We start from the raw sequence: 15,357 nt of genomic DNA, 5'->3' as shown, positions 1-15,357 counted from the left end.
GCCAGACGGTTCAACCGAATCGGCGGTAGAAGAAACCGGTCAGGCCGCCCAGGGCCAGCCAGAACACGGCATTGGCCATGGCAGTAGCGCGGATGAAGGCTTGCGCCAGCTCTTCCGGCGCGGCACTGCCATGCAGCTCGGGTTGTGGCGCGCCGACCAGGTGCGGCACCACCAGCAGCAGTACCGCCAGGACCTTCCACCACCAGCCACGGCCGAACACGAACAGCCCCAGGCTGGCAGCGGTCATGACCGCCGTCATCACCCACCACAACTGACGGGCGTGCAAGGGCGCGGCCAGGGTGCCCGGCACTTCCGGCGGCAGGCCCAGCGAGGGTGCGACGAAGAACACGCCATAGCCGGCCAGGCCCCACAGCAGGCCGCTGCGCCAGCCGACGCGGCGACCGCTGATGGCAAAGGCGGCCACCAGCATCAGGGCGAAGCCGACTGCCATGCTGACATTGGCCAGCACGGTATAGCCGGTGCGTTCGGCGCCGTCAGCCGGCTCCCAGGCGTTGGGGTCGTGCTCGTGAGCATCGCCGTGACTATGGGCCGGGGTACCGGCTGCGTGCTCATGCGCCGGGGCGGCGTCATGATCATGGTCATGGGTAGGGGCGGCGGCCGGGGCAGCCTCTTCGGCCGCTTTTTCATACTGCTCGGCCTGGAGGATGATCTTTTCGACCTGAAATTGCTGCACACCCGACAGCAGCACGCCCGACAAGGCCCCTGCCACCACCACGGCCGACGCCATGCGCCGGAAGACGGTCCAGTTCATTGCACGCTCCTCAATGGCAGGGGAAGCCGGCCGAATGGCGCCCGTCGTGGGCGGCATTGTGCAGCTCCACCTTGGAGGCGAAGCCGGCACCGTAGATCAGGGCCACGCCCAGCACGAAGGCCAGCAGCGACGGCGCGATGCGATCGCGCCAGACATGGCTGCCGGCGTGGGAGGATGAAGTGGTGCTGCTGGCATTGAGACCCGAGGTGGTGGACATGCGCGTTCCTTGGCTGGATGGATGGAACGGAGAAAGCCACACGTGAAGCGCCCATGCACGATCCGGTCGTCCACGGACGACGCTGGCCAGGGCCTGCTCGGAAACATGATGGAAGCTGTCCGCATGATCGCCCTCCGCGAATCATTGAAGAATTTGCTACTGGCCGGTCTCCGGGCTGGCGGGATGAAGTCTCAAGGTCTGAGGCTTCGCGGACAGGCGCCTTCCCATGCTCAGGCACAGTGGCGTAGTGCGTGTCCTTCCTCGCTTACCGTTGCGGGGGCAGCGCCGGCATTGGCCGCACGTGGTCGCGTGGGCCGCACCGGCTTCCCGTTTGAATCCCTGGCGCGGCTGCGCGCGGGATACCAGAAGCAATGCTAGGGGCGAAGTATAAAGGCGGGGGGCCGGTTGGGCAACACGGCGCTCAGCGGGCCGGGTCGGTCGTGGCTGGCGGCGGGGTGGCCAGTTTGTAGTAGAGATGGAGGTCGCCGCCCATGCCGAACGGGATACGTCCCACGAAGACCGCACGGAGCTGCCTGCCGCTCCGTTCTCCGCGCGGTTCCATCAGGCAGAGGTAGCGCTGGCCCAGGTGGCTCAGCAGGGCGAAGGAGGCCTCCTGAGGCCGCTGCACGGTGGACGCTGCCTCCGCGCCGAGGGCGATGGCGCGGTCGATGTAGCCGCGATGGGAATTGACGAAGAGGTAATCACCAGCGCCCGGGTTGCCGCTGGCATAGCCGATGCGCCAGCGGGAGTTGTCGCCATCGGGCAGGTAGAGGCGGTAGGGCGACAGCGGGCCCTGCTCCAGCATCTGCACCCGCCCGGCGATAGGGTCGACGCCGACCCGGCCGTGGCCGATACGGTCGACACTCAGACAGGTATCCAGCACCACATCCGGCAAGGACGGGGCGGCCGGACTGGCCACCATACAGATGAACAGCAGGCCCAGTGGCACGGAACGGCGCAGCGGTACGCACCAGCGACAGACAGCGTTAAGGCAGCGGGTGCAGCGGGTGCAGCAGGTCAAGAACTGGCTCCAAGATCGTGCAACAGGACGGCACTGGCACACCCAGCCCCGGATTCGCCGCCATCGTTGCAGATGTGAATTTTCTTTCATATCAGAAAATTCTGAATGAACATGAGGAAAGCCTGCCTGACCAGATGGATGCCACGCCTAACGCCCTGAACGCGGCTCCCGGATGATGCCCTCGAACAGTTTCAGGGCCACGAAATGCCATTGCGCCGACTCCACATCGTAGAGCGCCACCTGGTTGATCGGCGCCCCCGGCCGCGCCGTGCCGGGGATGCGCCGGATCGCCTGCAGCGCCTGGCGATGGCGCTCGACGTGGCTGGCGGCCAGCATGCGGGCGTGGGATTCGGCATGAGCGAACAGGCCGGCCTGCTCCCACAGGCGTTCATGGCATTCCAGCACCGGCAACTCGATGCGCAGGTGGATGGCGTCGATCAGCTGCGAGATGGCGGCGCTGTGGGCCGAGGACAGGCGCAGCAGACCGCCATCCCGACGCACCACCAACTGGCCGTCGTGCGCACCCCAGGCCACGTGCAGGCAGTAGGGCAAGCGTTCGGGCTGGTAGATCAGTAGTTCGTCAGGGCTGAAGGCGGAGGCTGCCATGACCTCGTAGCGATCGGGAGCCAGGGCGTGCCAGGCGGCGTCGATGCAGGCCTCAAAGGGGGAAAGGTAGACCACCATGGCATTGGTGCCGGGCCCGTTGTCGTGATTGCGGGTCCGCTCGCACATCACCTGGCAGAGGCCGTCGGCACTGGCCAGGCCGGTGGCGCGTACCAGCACGTATAACGGCGTAAGGGTCTGGAGCATGTGCCGGCGCTGACTGCGACGACGGCCGGGATGGCCCGGATGACCGGGGGCAATGGGAAGCTGATAATCATCGGACAAGGGCTGCACTCCTCTGTGGAAACGGGGGTGGTCAGCCGGAAAACCGGGATGGATGCCAGTGGGAAGTACTATCCGGGACCTTGCGCCCCACCCTGCCCGATCCGTCCGTACCTGCTGCCAAAACGGCATGTTTTCACAGATGTAAAGCACTTGACATGGGAATTGTCTGAATGAAGCAAGGTTTCGATGCAAGCCGGTGGCAGCGCCAGCGATTCAGCATTTACGCCCGTTGACTGCAGAAGCTTGCAAGACCGCTTTTCACTTCAGTTTTTACAATTTCAAGCTGAATGTTCACGAGCAATCCAGTTTATTGGGCACAGTCTCTACCCAGCGCACAAAAAAAAGCAGGCGCGACCGTATCCGGCTACGCCTGCAGTACGCTCACGATGCCGCGAGCCAATGAGGCAGGCTGCATCGGGGCATTGATGCCTCAACGATTCTCTCCCTCCTACATCCGTATCGGTTTGTCGGACGGGCGCGGGTTCAGGGGTGGGTCTTCCACCGGGACCGGATCGTCGTCCGGCAACTCCGGTGGGGGCAGGTGCGGGTCGTGCGCAGGCGGGGTTTCCTGGGGCGTGTGCAGGGCGATATTCAATGGGCCTCCTTGGACGATGTCGATGGCACGCTGCGCGGCGCAGCGTGCTCCTGGCGAAATCAGCGCTGTGCGGTGGGATTCTGGTGAGGAATCGGATCCTGCGGCGGCGTCGGGTCCAGTGGCGGGACTTCCACCGGAGGGGTGTCCTGGGGCTTGTGCATGTGATTCTCCTTGGGAAAAACGGGGGATGGGTCGACACCGGGCGCCGGCTGTTCGGGTAACACGCCATCGTCGGCGTTGGACCAGGGATCCTCGGTGCCGTCGGGTTCTACCTGGTCAGGATTCGGCGCGGTCGAAGACAGTGCAGGATCTTCAGGCTTGACACCAGCCAGGCTGCCGGGCGGCCTGAGCAAGGCCGCTTCAGGCGCGGCCGACGGGTGGGAATGAGACTGTTCCATGCGATCCTCCTTGCCGGGCTGGAATGGAATAATGGAATGACTCATCTTACGAAGCCCGCGCCCCGCTCTCAGCCAGACATCGGCCGATTCCCCTGTAGGAAGGACGGAAAACATCCGACAACGGCAAATAAAAAACCGCCATCCCCGATGAGGATGGCGGCGCTGAGACGGCCTGAGGATGCTAGGGCCTGCCGATTCAATCCTCCTTGAGGGCGCGGCTGACGATTTCCTGGGCTTCGGCGAAGATCTTGTCCAGGTGGGTCTGGTCGCGGAAGCTCTCACCGTAGATCTTGTAGATGTTCTCGGTGCCGGACGGACGGGCAGCAAACCAGCCGTTGTCGGTGACGATCTTCAGGCCGCCGAAGGCCTTGCCGTTGGCCGGCGCCGTCGTCATGACTTCGCGGATCGGTTCGCCGGCCAGTTCGGTGGAACTGACATCGGCCGGCGACAGGCGCGACAGCCGCGCCTTCTGCTCGGGCGTGGCGGCGGCTTCCTTGCGGCCGTTCAGCGGCGCGCCCAGTTGCCGGGTCAGGTCGGCGTAGATCTGGCCCGGGTCGTTGCCGGTGCGGGCCGTCATCTCGGCCGCCAGCAGGGCGGCGGTGATGCCGTCCTTGTCGGTGCTCCAGGGCTGGCCGTCGAAGCGCACGAAGGAGGCACCGGCGCTTTCCTCGCAGCCGAAGGCCAGGCTGCCGTCATACAGCCCATCCACGAACCACTTGAAACCGACCGGCATTTCCAGCAGCTTGCGCCCCAGGTGATCGGCCACGCGATTGATCATCTGGCTGGACACCAGCGTCTTGCCGACGGCAGCATCGGCACGCCATGCCGGGCGATGACGGAACAGGTAGTACACCGCCACCGAGAGATAGTCATTGGCCGGCAGCAGGCCCCTGCTCTTGGCGACGATGCCATGACGGTCATGGTCGGTATCGCAGGCCATGGCCACATCGAAGCGATCCTTCAAGGCAATCAGTTCGCTCATGGCGTAGGGCGAGGACGGGTCCATGCGGATCTGCGCGTCCCAGTCCAGCGGCACGAAGCGGAAGCTGGCATCGACATCGGTATTGACCACTTCCAGGTTGAGCTTGTAGCGATCGGCAATGGCCGACCAGTAGTGCAGACCGGCGCCGCCCAGCGGATCGACGCCGATCTTGACGTTGGCACCGGCGATGGCGGCCAGGTCGATGATATTGGGCAGGTCGCCGACGTAGTTGTCGAGGTAGTCGTAGCGGCGTGTGGTATCAGCCTTCAAGGCCTTTTCGAAACTGACGCGCTGCACGCCCTTGAGCTGCTGCTCCAGATAGGCATTGGCGCGCTTCTCGATCCAGCCGGTGACATCAGAGTCGGAGGGGCCGCCATTGGGCATGTTGTACTTGAAGCCGCCGTTATCGGGCGGATTGTGGGACGGCGTGACCACGATGCCGTCAGCCAGCTTGTCGCGGTGCACGCGGTTGTGCGTGAGGATGGCATGCGAGACGGCCGGGGTGGGTGCGTAGGGGCTGCCCTCGGCCAGCATGGTCACCACTTCGTTGGCCGCCAGCACCTCCAGCGCGCTGTGCCAGGCCGGTTCGGACAAGGCATGGGTATCGATGCCGAGGAACAGCGGCCCCTTGAAGCCCTGCTCCTTGCGGTAATCGCAGATGGCCTGGGTGATGGCCAGCACGTGCCACTCATTGAAGCTGTGGGCATTGGCGTTGCCGCGATGACCGGAAGTACCAAAGGCGACCCGGTGCGCCGGCACGGACACATCCGGACGCAGGCTGTAATAGTTCGACAGCAGCACCGGCAGGTTGACCAGCGCGGAAGGAGCGGCACGTTTGCCGGCGAGGGGATTGACGCTACTCATGGTGTCTTTTATGGATGAATGGATAGCAGGAGAAACCTGGAAAACCGGGGAACGCGAAGCAGCGCCAGACAACAGCGCGCGCCCGCGAAACTTATTCTTTTTTCAACATCAGAAATATTGTAACGCTTTGCTGCCGCATTGCAGCATTTCCGTGCAGGTCAGCGTGACGATTTGGTGACGATGTGATCAATGGAGCGCTTGCAGCGACTTCCAGCGATTTGCGCCGCTTGCTACGGATCATCTCTGGATGATTCCCGCAAACAACGCAAAATGCGCCCGGGCATAGGCACGGACGCATTCGCTGACGGCGCTGAGGCCGGCAAGCTGAAGGCGGACGTCACATCCGCCCTGCCCGCCCACCCCGTCAGGCTCGCCGGAAGGCGCGTACGATCACCAGCAGCACGATCGCACCCAGGGTCGCGGTGATGATCGAGGCCAGGATACCCCCGCCCACGGCGATGCCCAGCAGACCTGCCAGCCAGCCGCCGATGACGGCACCGACGATACCGATCAGGATGTCGGCCAGCAGACCGAAGCCGCCGCCCTTGACCAGCACACCGGCCAGCCAGCCGGCCACAGCACCAATGATCAGCCATGCGATGAGTCCGTGTTCCATGATGTTCCCTTTCCTAGCGTTCTGTCTTTCTTGGGTTGGTCGCGGAGTGCGCCGGCCCGCAGGCCATTGGCAACGCTCCTTCCTCTTCTCTGCGGGCGCTCGGCACAACAGATGAGGTCATCTTAGGAACATCGCTTGCCGCCAGGTATCGGACAGCGGCCCATTTCCTTGTAGGACAAGCCCGCCCGTGGCCGCTCATCTTCATCGACCCGGAATTCCCGGGGTGAGCGGCCTCCTGTTTTCCTACACGGCAAAAGGCGGCACTCCTATAGAGAGGAAGCGCGAGTTTTTTTAAGCTTACCTCGCAGTAGAGCAGTGCAGCAAAAGCAGTGCAACAAGTACCAGGCACCGCCAGCACCAGACTTCTACGCCTTACTTACGTTGAACAACGTCGATCAAGAGCCGCCATCATGCCGACCCACGAGCCCAGCGCCCAGCAGCCCACCGCCTTCGCCAATCCCTATGCGCTGAGCGCATTCGGCACGCCACCGCAGCGTGATGCCGACTTTGCCGACCACTATGCGCGCTATGCCCGCGAATCGGCCCAGTTGATGCAGCAGATCTCGCTGAAGGCGCCGCAACTGGCGGCTGTGCTTGAGCAACTCAACGAGGGTAGTACCCAGCACTCGCAGCATCGCATCGAACTCGACGCCGTGCCGTCGCAAACGGGCCCGAGCCACACCAGCCGCCCCGGCGGCAGCCTGCTCGACACCACTGCCAGCCTGCTCAGTCATGCCTTTCCCGGTGTGGCACCGTTTTTCCACGGCTGCCGTGCCTTCCTTCATCTGAAGATGATCAAAAACAATCGACAGGCTTGAAGCGCATCCGCGCCCAATAGCCTGCACCGTGTCTGAGGGTGCCACGTCCTCCAACCCATCTACCTGGACCTATCATGAAAAAAATCACCAAAGCCGTCTTCCCCGTCGCTGGTCTGGGCAGCCGCTTCCTGCCTGCCACCAAGGCACAGCCCAAGGAAATGCTGCCCATCGTCGATAAGCCGCTGATCCAGTACGCCGTCGAGGAAGCGGTCGAAGCCGGTATCACTGAGATGATCTTCATCACCGGCCGCAACAAGCGCGCCATCGAAGACCACTTCGACAAGGCCTATGAACTGGAGAGCGAGCTGGAAGCCGCCGGCAAGGTCAAGCTGCTGGAAACCATCCGCAACGTCATTCCCAAGCACATCAACTGCGTCTATGTGCGCCAGGCCGAACCGCTGGGCCTGGGCCATGCCGTGCTGCTGGCCAAGCCGCTGGTGGGCGACGAGCCCTTCGCCGTGCTGCTGGCCGACGATTTCATGGATGCCGCCCCGGGCCAGAAGAATGTGATGGCACAGATGACCGCCCTCTACGAGCGCGAAGGCAAGAGCCTGCTGGCCGTGCAGGACGTGCCGCGTCCGGAAACCCGCCAGTACGGCATCGTCAGCGGCACCGCCCATGGCGAACGCACCGAACTGCTGACCGGCATCGTCGAAAAGCCGGCGCCGGAAGATGCGCCCTCCACCCTGGCGGTGGTCGGCCGCTATGTCCTGACCCCGGCCATCTTCGAGCGCCTGGAAAACATCGGCACCGGCGCCGGTGGTGAAATCCAGCTCACCGATGCCATCTCCGCCCTGCTGCAACAGGAACAGATCCTGGCCTATCGCTACGAAGGCCAGCGCTTCGATTGCGGCTCCAAGCTGGGTTACCTGAAGGCCGCCGTGGCCATGGGCTTCAAGCACAAGGAAGTGGGTAGCGGCTTCGCCCAGTACCTGCAGGAATTTGCCGCCCAGCACGATCTGGCGCAGGCGGCCCAGCCCAAGGGACCGGCCACCGTCACCCCATTGAAGCCGACAGCGGCCAGCCCGTCAGCCCCCGCCCCGGCCAGTACCGAAAAGCAGCCAGCCGTAGCCCGTAGTGTCATGTAAGTCCCCGGTAGAGACCGTTGTTGATTGCAGTCCAGCCTCTGGCCGGACTGCTTTTTTTTCGTCCCTACGCTTTCCCCTACGCTTCGTATAAATTGTTTTGACCTTTGTCACAGAGTTTTAACCTGGACTTGTTAGCATCGCCGCCATGCATCTGCAGACATTCATCTCGCCGGCAACGACATGAATTGCAGCATCTCCGGCCAGGCAGCGTATGCTGTGGCCTCCGCACACCACTTGTAAACGTTTGCAGGCTGATAATGCAGCATGAAATCGTTGCCAGGCGCCTCGATCGATTGCGGCAAAGGCGCAAAAAATATATATTGTTTATATCAATTTATCACAGGAGCGTTCATGGCCACCCGAGTTCAAGCCGCAGCAGCATCGACCGAAAAGAAGAAACCTGTCGCCAAGGCGGCAGCCCCCAAGCCCCCAGTCAAGAAGCCCGCAGTGCGCCCGGCTGCGCGTCCCGCGCCCAAGGCAGCCGCTGTAGCCAAGCCGGCCCCGGAAGCGGTGAAGACTGAAAAGAAGGCAGAGAAGGTCGTCAAGCCGGTGAAGGTGGAGAAGGTCGCCAAGCCCAAGAAGGTCAAGCAGGTGCGTGACAGCTTCACCATGCCCGAGAACGAATACGCGGTCCTGGCCCAGGTCAAGAAGTCCTGCCTGAAGGCTGGCGTGGAGATCAAGAAGAGCGACCTGCTGCGCATCGGCGTGTCCCTGATCAAGAACCTCAAGATCGCCGAACTGAAGGACATCCTCAACAGCCTGACCCCGCTGAAGGTCGGCCGCCCCAAGAAGTAAATCCTCCCGGGCAAGCCTGCCCTGCCGGCTTGCCCAGCGGTTCCCGCAAAAACAATGCCGCCCGGTTTCGATCGGGCGGCATTGTTTTTTGGTGTCAGGCGAGCCGGCTAATTCCTGTCCCCCATGCTGCGGATCACCCGCCAGCGGCCCTGATGGACCTGATACAGCGTAAACACCGGGTCCCGCAGGTTGCCCTCTGCGTCGAAGGCGATCTGGCCGGTGATGCCCCGGTAGCGAATGCGGTGCAGTTCGGCCGTGACCTTGGCCGGCGCGAGCGAATCGGCCTCGCGCATGGCGGCGGCGATCACCCGCACGGCATCGTAGGCAAAGGGTGCGTAGAGATAGATGTCATCCTTGTAGCGGGCTTTCCAGGCGCTTTCGAAATGGCTCCATTGCGGCCCTTTGTAGGACGGCAGGCCCGGCTCCACCACGCTGGTCTCCTCCCCGGCCGCGCCGGCCAGGCGCAGGAAGGTCGGCCCCACCAGGCCACCGATGCCCACCAGGCGCGCGCGTATCTGCAGCCGGCGCAGGTCCTGCACCAGTTGCGCGGCCTGCGCATCGAGACCGGCGAAGAAGACCACGTCGGGGTCGCTGGCGCGGATGCTGCGCAGGATGCTGTTGAAGTCCGAGGTCTTGCTGCTGACCTGATAGCGGCCCGCCACCCGCCCCTGCTGAGCGGTCACGGCGTTGACGAATTCCTGGGCATAGGTGGCGCCAAAGAGCGTGCTGTCATCGATGACGGCGATGCTGCGCGCCTTCAGGTCGTGCATGACGTACTGGGCCGTGTGGCGTGCGCCGTCGCCATCATGCGGCACGATGCGAAAGGCCGAGGCGTAGCCCTGGCGGGTATAGTCGGGCGCGGTCACGGCGGGCGCCACATGGGGAATCCCGGCAGCGGCATAGATGCGCGAGGCCGGTATGCCCACGCCGCTGTTCCAGTGCCCCACCACCGCCGCTACCCCGGTCTTGACGAAATACTGGGCCACCAGTTCGCCGGTCCGTGGATCGGCGCGGTCGTCCTGCGGCAGCAGCTTGAACAGCACCGGCTCGCCACCGATGACGGGCTTGCCATTGTTGATGTCTTCCACCGCCAGCTGCGCGGCCCGCTCCAGACTCATCCCGGTACTGCCGGAGGGGCCCGACATGGGCGCCGCCAGGCCGATCAGCACGGTGCGCGGGGTGGCTGCTGCCGCGCCGGATTGCATCGCCCATCCAGCGCCCAGAAGGACGGCGGAGAGCAGAATTGTTCTACGCATTACCTTGTTCATCCTTGTTGCTTGCGTGTGTTTTGCGTATGTCTTGCTTGTACCTTGCCTGCCGTCATTGCTAGCAGGTTTCGCGCCACCTCAGAAATTGAACTCCCAGTGGCAGGCCTGCCCGACCTCGATGCTGCCGCCAATGCCACCGATGACGATGGCGTTCTGGCCGAAGGTGAGGCCGCCGTCCACGCGGGGATTGGCGCGGTAGGCCGCCAGCGTGTCCAGCGGCTCGTCGGGCCATTGCGCGTCGCGCAGGCCGGTGTGCTGGTCGATGCCGGGGATCGGGCAGCGGGCGCAGGGCTTGACCAGCTTCAGTTGCACCGCCTGCTCGCCCTCGCCAAAGCGCAGGGTATCGATGAAATCTTCCTCGTAGGGCTCCAGCCCGCTGATCACCAGGTTCGGCCGGAAGCGGTCCATCGGCAGGCTCGGCGCGCCCTTGGCGGCCAGCCTGGCATTGAGGTCGTCCAGCGAGGCCTGGCCGATCACCAGCAGCGGATAGCCGTCCGAGAACTGTGTCGTGGCCTGGTGCGCGCCGGTCCAGCGCTGGCTGCAGGCGCGCGTGACCGCCGGGTCGAAGCGCACCAGGCGCACCTCCTCGCCGAGGTAATGGGAGCACCAGTGACGGGCCGGCTCGCCCTGATCCAGGGCATCCAGATGGCTGTTCCAGACCTGAACCGCCACGGTGGCGCCGTCTTCGCCGGCAGCGGCCAGCCGCAAGGGTGGCATTCCGGGGGCGCGCAGCACCAGTGCATCGCCCTCGAAGGCCGGCGTGATGCAGGCCATGCGCGGATGGTTGCGCTGGGTCAGAAAACGGCCCTGGCGGTCCACCAGCATCCAGTGGCGGTCCAGGGCCAGGCCCAGGGCGCCGATATCGGCACGCGTGACCGACAGGCCACCGCAGGATTTGACGGGATAGAAGCTGATGGCGCTGAGGGTGCTGATGGCGCTGGATGTCGACATGGTGATACTGGCCCAGGGAGCGGCGTCTGAAAGGCGCCGACAAAGAATGCAGATGAAGTTTCGGCAAGACATTACCACAAGCTCGGCATTGGCTTGTGGCGGAAGCAACACGTCACCCCCGCTCATGCGACAATGCACGCCTATTCACGAAGCTTTTCCTCACGGGAGTGCCATGCTGGTTGCCAAATTCTTCCATCTGCTGGGACTGACCATCTGGGTCGGCGGCATGTTCTTCGCCCACATGGCACTGCGCCCCGCGCTGGCGGTGCTGCACCCGGAGCAGCGACTGACGCTGATGTCGGCGGTGCTGGGCGGCTTCTTCATCTGGGTATGGGTGGCCATCGCGCTGGTGCTGGGCAGTGGGCTGCACATGATGGCGGTGATGGGTGGCGCTCACTTGCCGCCGTATGTCCATGCCATGAGCGGCATCGGCGCGGTGATGATGCTGATCTTCGCGCATATCTTCTTCGCCCCCTTCCGCCGCCTGAAACTGTCCGCCGCACAGCAGGACTGGGACCGCGCCTCGCGCGCGCTGCGTCAGATCCGCATGCTGGTGGGCATCAACCTGTGCCTGGGTCTGCTGACCATCGCCATCGGCGCACTGGGGCCGCTGGCTGCCTGACGCGGCCGGGTCCGCGCAAGATCACTATCCAAAAAGGGGGAGACACCCGTGCTGAACGAATCGCAACGCCAGCAAGCCGCTGATCTGCTGTGGGATTGCTGGGCGCACAACCGCCGCATCCCGCACCTGCCGACCGAACTGCAACCGGTTGATCGCCAGGAAGCCTACGATATCCAGCGCCGCCTGGAAGCCCGCAGCTTCGCGCCGCTGGCCGGCTGGAAGATCGCCGCCACCGGTCCGGGCGGCCAGCAACTGCTCCAGGTCGACGCACCGCTGGCGGGCCGTCTGCTGGCAGAGCGCCTGCATCGCAGCGGGGCGCGCATCACCCTGGGCGACAACCTGATGAGCGTGCTGGAAGTGGAAGTAGCCTTCCGTATGCGCACGAGCCTGCCGCCGCGCGCCACGCCCTATACGCAGGAGGAGGTGCTGGATGCGGTGGGCTCGATCCACCCTGCCATCGAAATCCCCGACACCCGCTACGAACACTTCCGCCAGGTCGGCGCCGCGCAACTGATCGCCGACAACAGTTGCGCCGACCATTTCGTGCTGGGCGCACCGGCCGATGTGGACTGGCGCACCCTGGACCTGGCCGCCCTGGCGACCTCGGCCACCGTCGAAGGTGGCGGGCAACAGAGCAGCGGCAGCGGTGCCCAGGTGCTGGGCGATCCACGCATTGCGCTCACCTGGCTGGCCAATGAACTGCGCGCGCATGGCCTGACGCTGGGCGCCGGTCACGTGGTGGCCAGCGGTTCCACCATCGTCCCCATGGCGGTGCGGGCCGGCCAGACGGTGCACGCCGAACTGGGCGTGCTGGGTACGGTGCTGGTGCATCTGGACTGAATCCGGCGATGACCAATGCAAAAGGGATGAGCCCGGGCTCATCCCTTTTTTCATTCCGGCACGGCATCAAGCTGGCTTAATCGGCTTACCTGGCTTAGTTGGCCTTCTCGACGCCCGGCTTGACTTCCTCATAGCGGCGCGCCAGCTCCTGGCGCAGCGACTTGCGAATCACGGCGGCATCGAAGCGGCGCTTTTCTTCCTGCGAGAACGGGCGCAGCGGCGGCACCGGGATCGGCTTGCGCTGGTCGTCCACCGCCACCATCGTAAAGAAGCAGCTGTTGACGTGGCGGGTTTCCTGGGTGCGGATATTCTCGGCCACCACCTTGATGCCGATTTCCATGGAGGACTTGCCAGTGTGGTTGACGCTGGCCAGGAAGGTCACCAGCTCGCCCACGTGAATGGGCTGGCGGAACATCACCTGGTCCACCGACAGGGTCACCACATACTGGCCGGCGTAGCGGCTGCCGCAGGCATAGGCGACCTGGTCGAGCAGCTTGAGGATGGTTCCCCCGTGCACGTTGCCGGCGAAATTGGCCATGTCCGGGGTCATCAGGACCGTCATGGTGAGTTGGTGAGATGGCAGATCCATGGTGCGAGGCTCTCTCTGTAGTGGTGGCGATGGGTTGATCATGGGATGGCGCGGCGTCCCGCTACGGGCACTCCCCCGAGTGCACAGGCGACCGGCACGGCCGGCTTTCGTGGAGGAAAGCCGACTGCGGCCGACATTATCGGCCAGCCAGCCCTGCCATGGCAAAAAAACTCGCGTCCACGGTCAGGGCCGCTCCCGTTCAGGCCCGCACCACCGGCTCGGCTGCGGCGAAATGCTCCTCGCAATTGCGCAGGAACTGGCGTACCGAGGCGCTGATGGCCTCCGGCGACCAGCCGGCCACGTGCGGCGTCAATACCACATTGGGCAAGCCGATCAGGGCTGCCGGCGGTTTCGGTTCGCCTTCGTAGACGTCCAGGCCGGCACCGGCCACGCGGCCGGCGGCCAGTGCCGCGGCCAGGGCTTCGGTATCGACCACGCTGCCGCGACCGATATTGACCAGGTAACCGTGGGGGCCGAGCTCTTCCAGCACCCGCGCATTGATCAGGTGCCGGGTCTGGGCGCCGCCGGGGGCGGCCACGATCAGGCAGTCGGCCCAGCCTGCCAGTTGGGCGACATCGGGGAAGTAGTGGTAGTCGACATCATCGCGCTTCTTGCGGTTGCAATAGGCGATGTCGGCGTCGAAGGCAGCGGCGCGGCGGGCGATCTTCTTGCCGATATTGCCCATGCCGACGATGCCCACACGCTTGCCGGCCAGTTGCGGCTGCAGCGGGATGGTTTCGCGCCAGCCACCGTCGCGGGTGTAGCGGTCCAGTACCGGGATGTTGCGCACGATGGCCAGCAGCAGCCCCATGGCGTGATCGGCCACGCAATCCTCGTTGGTACCGGCTCCGGAGGCAATCTCGATGCCATGGGCCTGGGCATGCGCGGCGTCGATGTTCTCCACCCCGGCACCCAGTGCGCAGACCAGTTGCAGGTGCGGCAAGGCGCGCATTTCATCGGCGGTCAGGCCGGTGGTGCCATTGGTGAGCACCACGGCAACCTTGCGGGCCGGGCCTGCAATCATCTCGTCACGGCGCTGGCGGTCCGGCGCGTAGAGGATGTCATAGTGGGCCGCGATGGTGGCGGTGCTTTCTTCGGAAAGATGGATCAGGACGAGTAAGGGCGGTTTCATGAAAGGCCTGGCGATGCGGATGAAGGAAAATGCAGTGCCCGCCATTCTATTGCGAATTGCGCAATCAGTCCGGCAGAGGTCAAACCGCCCTCATGCGAATTCCATGCCACCAGCGCAAACAGGCCCGGCACGCCATGCGGCGCCCGGGCCTGTCGGGGATGCGACGGCGCAGGGCCGGCGCGTGGTCTTGCTCAGTGCGACCTGCTCAATGCCGCGCCTGTTCTTTTTCCAGCATCTCGTGCGCCACCTGGCGCGCGCCCTGCTCGGCTGCTTTCTCGTCGGCGAACGTCTGGTCAGGCAGCACGCGCTGGACCGGAAACACCGGATTGCGGTGCATGGGGTTGATGGAATGGCCGAAGATGGCGACCTGCGCCACCCATTCGTCACCGCCGATCACGCGTACACCCGCGTACTCGACTTCGTAGTCGCCCACTTGTTCGGTTGGCATGATGTGTCTCCTCTTGTCCGCTTGCGTCCACTTGCGTGCACTTGTGTGCGCTTTTGTCCGGCCCTCAGGCCGCGCCGTCCCCGGCACGCTGGTCCAGGTGGGTGATGGCATAGCCCTTTTCGCCGATCTGCATGAAGGCGTCCTCCGCCTCCAGAGTGAAATGCCGCTTGCCGTCGCGTTCAAAGTCCACGTTCTGCTCGTGGATCTGCCAATCGGTATTGGTGACTTCTTCCGGTAGGGCTTTTTCGTGCGGCAAGACGAGGTAGGAAAACAGACCTTCGCCGTCCGGGCGCTTGTAGACATCGACTTTCATCGGGGGGCCTCCTGATCGGGTTGAACGAGGGCGCTGCACGGTGGGTTACCGGGTGCGCCTGCTTGGTGCGACTGGACGGCAGCACATTGGTTCGATGAATGGGCATGCCATAGCCACAAAGCGTGTTGCGCTGTCAGCCT

The 15,357-nt window shown here is 64.3% G+C and carries 19 protein-coding genes and 1 riboswitch; of the genes, 5 read left to right on the top strand and 14 right to left on the bottom strand.

The window, feature by feature from the left end:
- Positions 1-10: 10 nt before the first annotated feature.
- The 8 genes from ACEOAC_RS12035 to ACEOAC_RS12000 form a co-directional block, all read right to left on the bottom strand.
- On the bottom strand, positions 11-772 hold the full coding sequence (locus ACEOAC_RS12035) for a CbtA family protein (protein ID WP_413628875.1): 762 nt from the start codon (positions 770-772) through the stop codon (positions 11-13).
- 10 nt (positions 773-782) lie between these two features.
- Entirely contained in the window at positions 783-989 is a 207-nt protein-coding gene (locus tag ACEOAC_RS12030; protein WP_006463938.1) for a CbtB domain-containing protein, read from the bottom strand.
- Between the two features lie 143 nt (positions 990-1,132).
- A riboswitch (cobalamin riboswitch) is annotated at positions 1,133-1,371 on the bottom strand.
- A 39-nt stretch (positions 1,372-1,410) separates the two neighbouring features.
- Positions 1,411-2,010 carry a hypothetical protein gene (locus ACEOAC_RS12025; RefSeq protein WP_413445504.1) on the bottom strand — a complete coding sequence of 200 codons (600 nt, stop codon included), beginning with the start codon at positions 2,008-2,010 and terminating at the stop codon, positions 1,411-1,413.
- A 147-nt stretch (positions 2,011-2,157) separates the two neighbouring features.
- Positions 2,158-2,820 (bottom strand): hypothetical protein, encoded by a 663-nt coding sequence (locus ACEOAC_RS12020; protein WP_413445503.1) that lies wholly within the window; start codon positions 2,818-2,820, stop codon positions 2,158-2,160.
- Between the two features lie 526 nt (positions 2,821-3,346).
- A complete protein-coding gene (locus ACEOAC_RS12015; protein WP_006463942.1) occupies positions 3,347-3,493 on the bottom strand; it encodes a hypothetical protein in 147 nt (48 codons plus the stop codon).
- Positions 3,494-3,552: 59 nt separating this feature from the next.
- Positions 3,553-3,891, bottom strand: coding sequence for a hypothetical protein (locus ACEOAC_RS12010; protein WP_241811646.1), 339 nt, complete (start codon positions 3,889-3,891; stop codon positions 3,553-3,555).
- Positions 3,892-4,087: 196 nt separating this feature from the next.
- On the bottom strand, positions 4,088-5,737 hold the full coding sequence (gene pgm / locus ACEOAC_RS12005; protein WP_077236814.1) for a phosphoglucomutase (alpha-D-glucose-1,6-bisphosphate-dependent): 1,650 nt from the start codon (positions 5,735-5,737) through the stop codon (positions 4,088-4,090).
- A 364-nt stretch (positions 5,738-6,101) separates the two neighbouring features.
- The gene (locus ACEOAC_RS12000) at positions 6,102-6,353 is read right to left on the bottom strand and encodes a GlsB/YeaQ/YmgE family stress response membrane protein (protein ID WP_006463945.1); all 252 of its coding nucleotides are present in this window, start codon (positions 6,351-6,353) and stop codon (positions 6,102-6,104) included.
- A 410-nt stretch (positions 6,354-6,763) separates the two neighbouring features.
- Between ACEOAC_RS12000 and ACEOAC_RS11995 the strand changes: the two genes are divergently transcribed.
- The 3 genes from ACEOAC_RS11995 (at position 6,764) to ACEOAC_RS11985 (ending at position 9,054) form a co-directional block, all read left to right on the top strand.
- Positions 6,764-7,171 carry a hypothetical protein gene (locus ACEOAC_RS11995; RefSeq protein ID WP_077236813.1) on the top strand — a complete coding sequence of 136 codons (408 nt, stop codon included), beginning with the start codon at positions 6,764-6,766 and terminating at the stop codon, positions 7,169-7,171.
- 74 nt (positions 7,172-7,245) lie between these two features.
- The gene (gene galU / locus ACEOAC_RS11990) at positions 7,246-8,259 is read left to right on the top strand and encodes a UTP--glucose-1-phosphate uridylyltransferase GalU (RefSeq protein ID WP_413445440.1); all 1,014 of its coding nucleotides are present in this window, start codon (positions 7,246-7,248) and stop codon (positions 8,257-8,259) included.
- 351 nt (positions 8,260-8,610) lie between these two features.
- Positions 8,611-9,054, top strand: a complete 444-nt coding sequence (locus tag ACEOAC_RS11985; RefSeq protein ID WP_413445439.1) for a hypothetical protein — start codon at positions 8,611-8,613, stop codon at positions 9,052-9,054.
- A 107-nt stretch (positions 9,055-9,161) separates the two neighbouring features.
- Here the strand turns inward: ACEOAC_RS11985 and ACEOAC_RS11980 are convergent, their stop codons facing one another.
- Complete coding sequence (locus ACEOAC_RS11980; protein ID WP_413445438.1) at positions 9,162-10,310, bottom strand: branched-chain amino acid ABC transporter substrate-binding protein; 1,149 nt, start codon at positions 10,308-10,310, stop codon at positions 9,162-9,164.
- A 90-nt stretch (positions 10,311-10,400) separates the two neighbouring features.
- Positions 10,401-11,273, bottom strand: a complete 873-nt coding sequence (locus tag ACEOAC_RS11975) for an MOSC domain-containing protein (RefSeq protein WP_413628874.1) — start codon at positions 11,271-11,273, stop codon at positions 10,401-10,403.
- A 172-nt stretch (positions 11,274-11,445) separates the two neighbouring features.
- Here ACEOAC_RS11975 and ACEOAC_RS11970 point away from each other — a divergent pair, with 172 nt between their 5' ends.
- On the top strand, positions 11,446-11,895 hold the full coding sequence (locus ACEOAC_RS11970; protein ID WP_006463951.1) for a CopD family protein: 450 nt from the start codon (positions 11,446-11,448) through the stop codon (positions 11,893-11,895).
- A 48-nt stretch (positions 11,896-11,943) separates the two neighbouring features.
- Complete coding sequence (locus ACEOAC_RS11965) at positions 11,944-12,735, top strand: 2-keto-4-pentenoate hydratase (RefSeq protein ID WP_413628873.1); 792 nt, start codon at positions 11,944-11,946, stop codon at positions 12,733-12,735.
- 94 nt (positions 12,736-12,829) lie between these two features.
- Here ACEOAC_RS11965 and ACEOAC_RS11960 read toward each other — a convergent pair whose 3' ends face one another.
- From ACEOAC_RS11960 to ACEOAC_RS11945, 4 genes are all read right to left on the bottom strand, one after another.
- Positions 12,830-13,324, bottom strand: coding sequence for an acyl-CoA thioesterase (locus ACEOAC_RS11960; RefSeq protein WP_006463953.1), 495 nt, complete (start codon positions 13,322-13,324; stop codon positions 12,830-12,832).
- Positions 13,325-13,523: 199 nt separating this feature from the next.
- The gene (locus ACEOAC_RS11955) at positions 13,524-14,456 is read right to left on the bottom strand and encodes a 2-hydroxyacid dehydrogenase (RefSeq protein ID WP_413628872.1); all 933 of its coding nucleotides are present in this window, start codon (positions 14,454-14,456) and stop codon (positions 13,524-13,526) included.
- 205 nt (positions 14,457-14,661) lie between these two features.
- Positions 14,662-14,904, bottom strand: coding sequence for a hypothetical protein (locus tag ACEOAC_RS11950; RefSeq protein WP_006463955.1), 243 nt, complete (start codon positions 14,902-14,904; stop codon positions 14,662-14,664).
- Between the two features lie 64 nt (positions 14,905-14,968).
- Entirely contained in the window at positions 14,969-15,217 is a 249-nt protein-coding gene (locus ACEOAC_RS11945) for a DUF6139 family protein (protein ID WP_006463956.1), read from the bottom strand.
- Positions 15,218-15,357 lie beyond the last annotated feature (140 nt).

This window comes from Herbaspirillum frisingense, assembly GCF_047325095.1.
In the GTDB taxonomy this organism is placed as follows: Bacteria; Pseudomonadota; Gammaproteobacteria; order Burkholderiales; family Burkholderiaceae_D; genus Herbaspirillum; species Herbaspirillum frisingense.
This window is presented reverse-complemented; position numbering and strand designations above follow the sequence as displayed.

What these genes read in the sequence shown, in the direction of transcription:
- ACEOAC_RS12035 (WP_413628875.1), bottom strand. Translation starts at nt 772, where the DNA reads ATGAACTGGACCGTCTTCCGGCGCATGGCGTCGGCCGTGGTGGTGGCA.
- ACEOAC_RS12030 (WP_006463938.1), bottom strand. Translation starts at nt 989, where the DNA reads ATGTCCACCACCTCGGGTCTCAATGCCAGCAGCACCACTTCATCCTCC.
- ACEOAC_RS12020 (WP_413445503.1), bottom strand. Translation starts at nt 2,820, where the DNA reads ATGCTCCAGACCCTTACGCCGTTATACGTGCTGGTACGCGCCACCGGC.
- ACEOAC_RS12010 (WP_241811646.1), bottom strand. Translation starts at nt 3,891, where the DNA reads ATGGAACAGTCTCATTCCCACCCGTCGGCCGCGCCTGAAGCGGCCTTG.
- pgm (WP_077236814.1), bottom strand. Translation starts at nt 5,737, where the DNA reads ATGAGTAGCGTCAATCCCCTCGCCGGCAAACGTGCCGCTCCTTCCGCG.
- ACEOAC_RS12000 (WP_006463945.1), bottom strand. Translation starts at nt 6,353, where the DNA reads ATGGAACACGGACTCATCGCATGGCTGATCATTGGTGCTGTGGCCGGC.
- ACEOAC_RS11995 (WP_077236813.1), top strand. Translation starts at nt 6,764, where the DNA reads ATGCCGACCCACGAGCCCAGCGCCCAGCAGCCCACCGCCTTCGCCAAT.
- galU (WP_413445440.1), top strand. Translation starts at nt 7,246, where the DNA reads ATGAAAAAAATCACCAAAGCCGTCTTCCCCGTCGCTGGTCTGGGCAGC.
- ACEOAC_RS11985 (WP_413445439.1), top strand. Translation starts at nt 8,611, where the DNA reads ATGGCCACCCGAGTTCAAGCCGCAGCAGCATCGACCGAAAAGAAGAAA.
- ACEOAC_RS11980 (WP_413445438.1), bottom strand. Translation starts at nt 10,310, where the DNA reads ATGCGTAGAACAATTCTGCTCTCCGCCGTCCTTCTGGGCGCTGGATGG.
- ACEOAC_RS11975 (WP_413628874.1), bottom strand. Translation starts at nt 11,273, where the DNA reads ATGTCGACATCCAGCGCCATCAGCACCCTCAGCGCCATCAGCTTCTAT.
- ACEOAC_RS11970 (WP_006463951.1), top strand. Translation starts at nt 11,446, where the DNA reads ATGCTGGTTGCCAAATTCTTCCATCTGCTGGGACTGACCATCTGGGTC.
- ACEOAC_RS11960 (WP_006463953.1), bottom strand. Translation starts at nt 13,324, where the DNA reads ATGGATCTGCCATCTCACCAACTCACCATGACGGTCCTGATGACCCCG.
- ACEOAC_RS11955 (WP_413628872.1), bottom strand. Translation starts at nt 14,456, where the DNA reads ATGAAACCGCCCTTACTCGTCCTGATCCATCTTTCCGAAGAAAGCACC.
- ACEOAC_RS11950 (WP_006463955.1), bottom strand. Translation starts at nt 14,904, where the DNA reads ATGCCAACCGAACAAGTGGGCGACTACGAAGTCGAGTACGCGGGTGTA.
- ACEOAC_RS11945 (WP_006463956.1), bottom strand. Translation starts at nt 15,217, where the DNA reads ATGAAAGTCGATGTCTACAAGCGCCCGGACGGCGAAGGTCTGTTTTCC.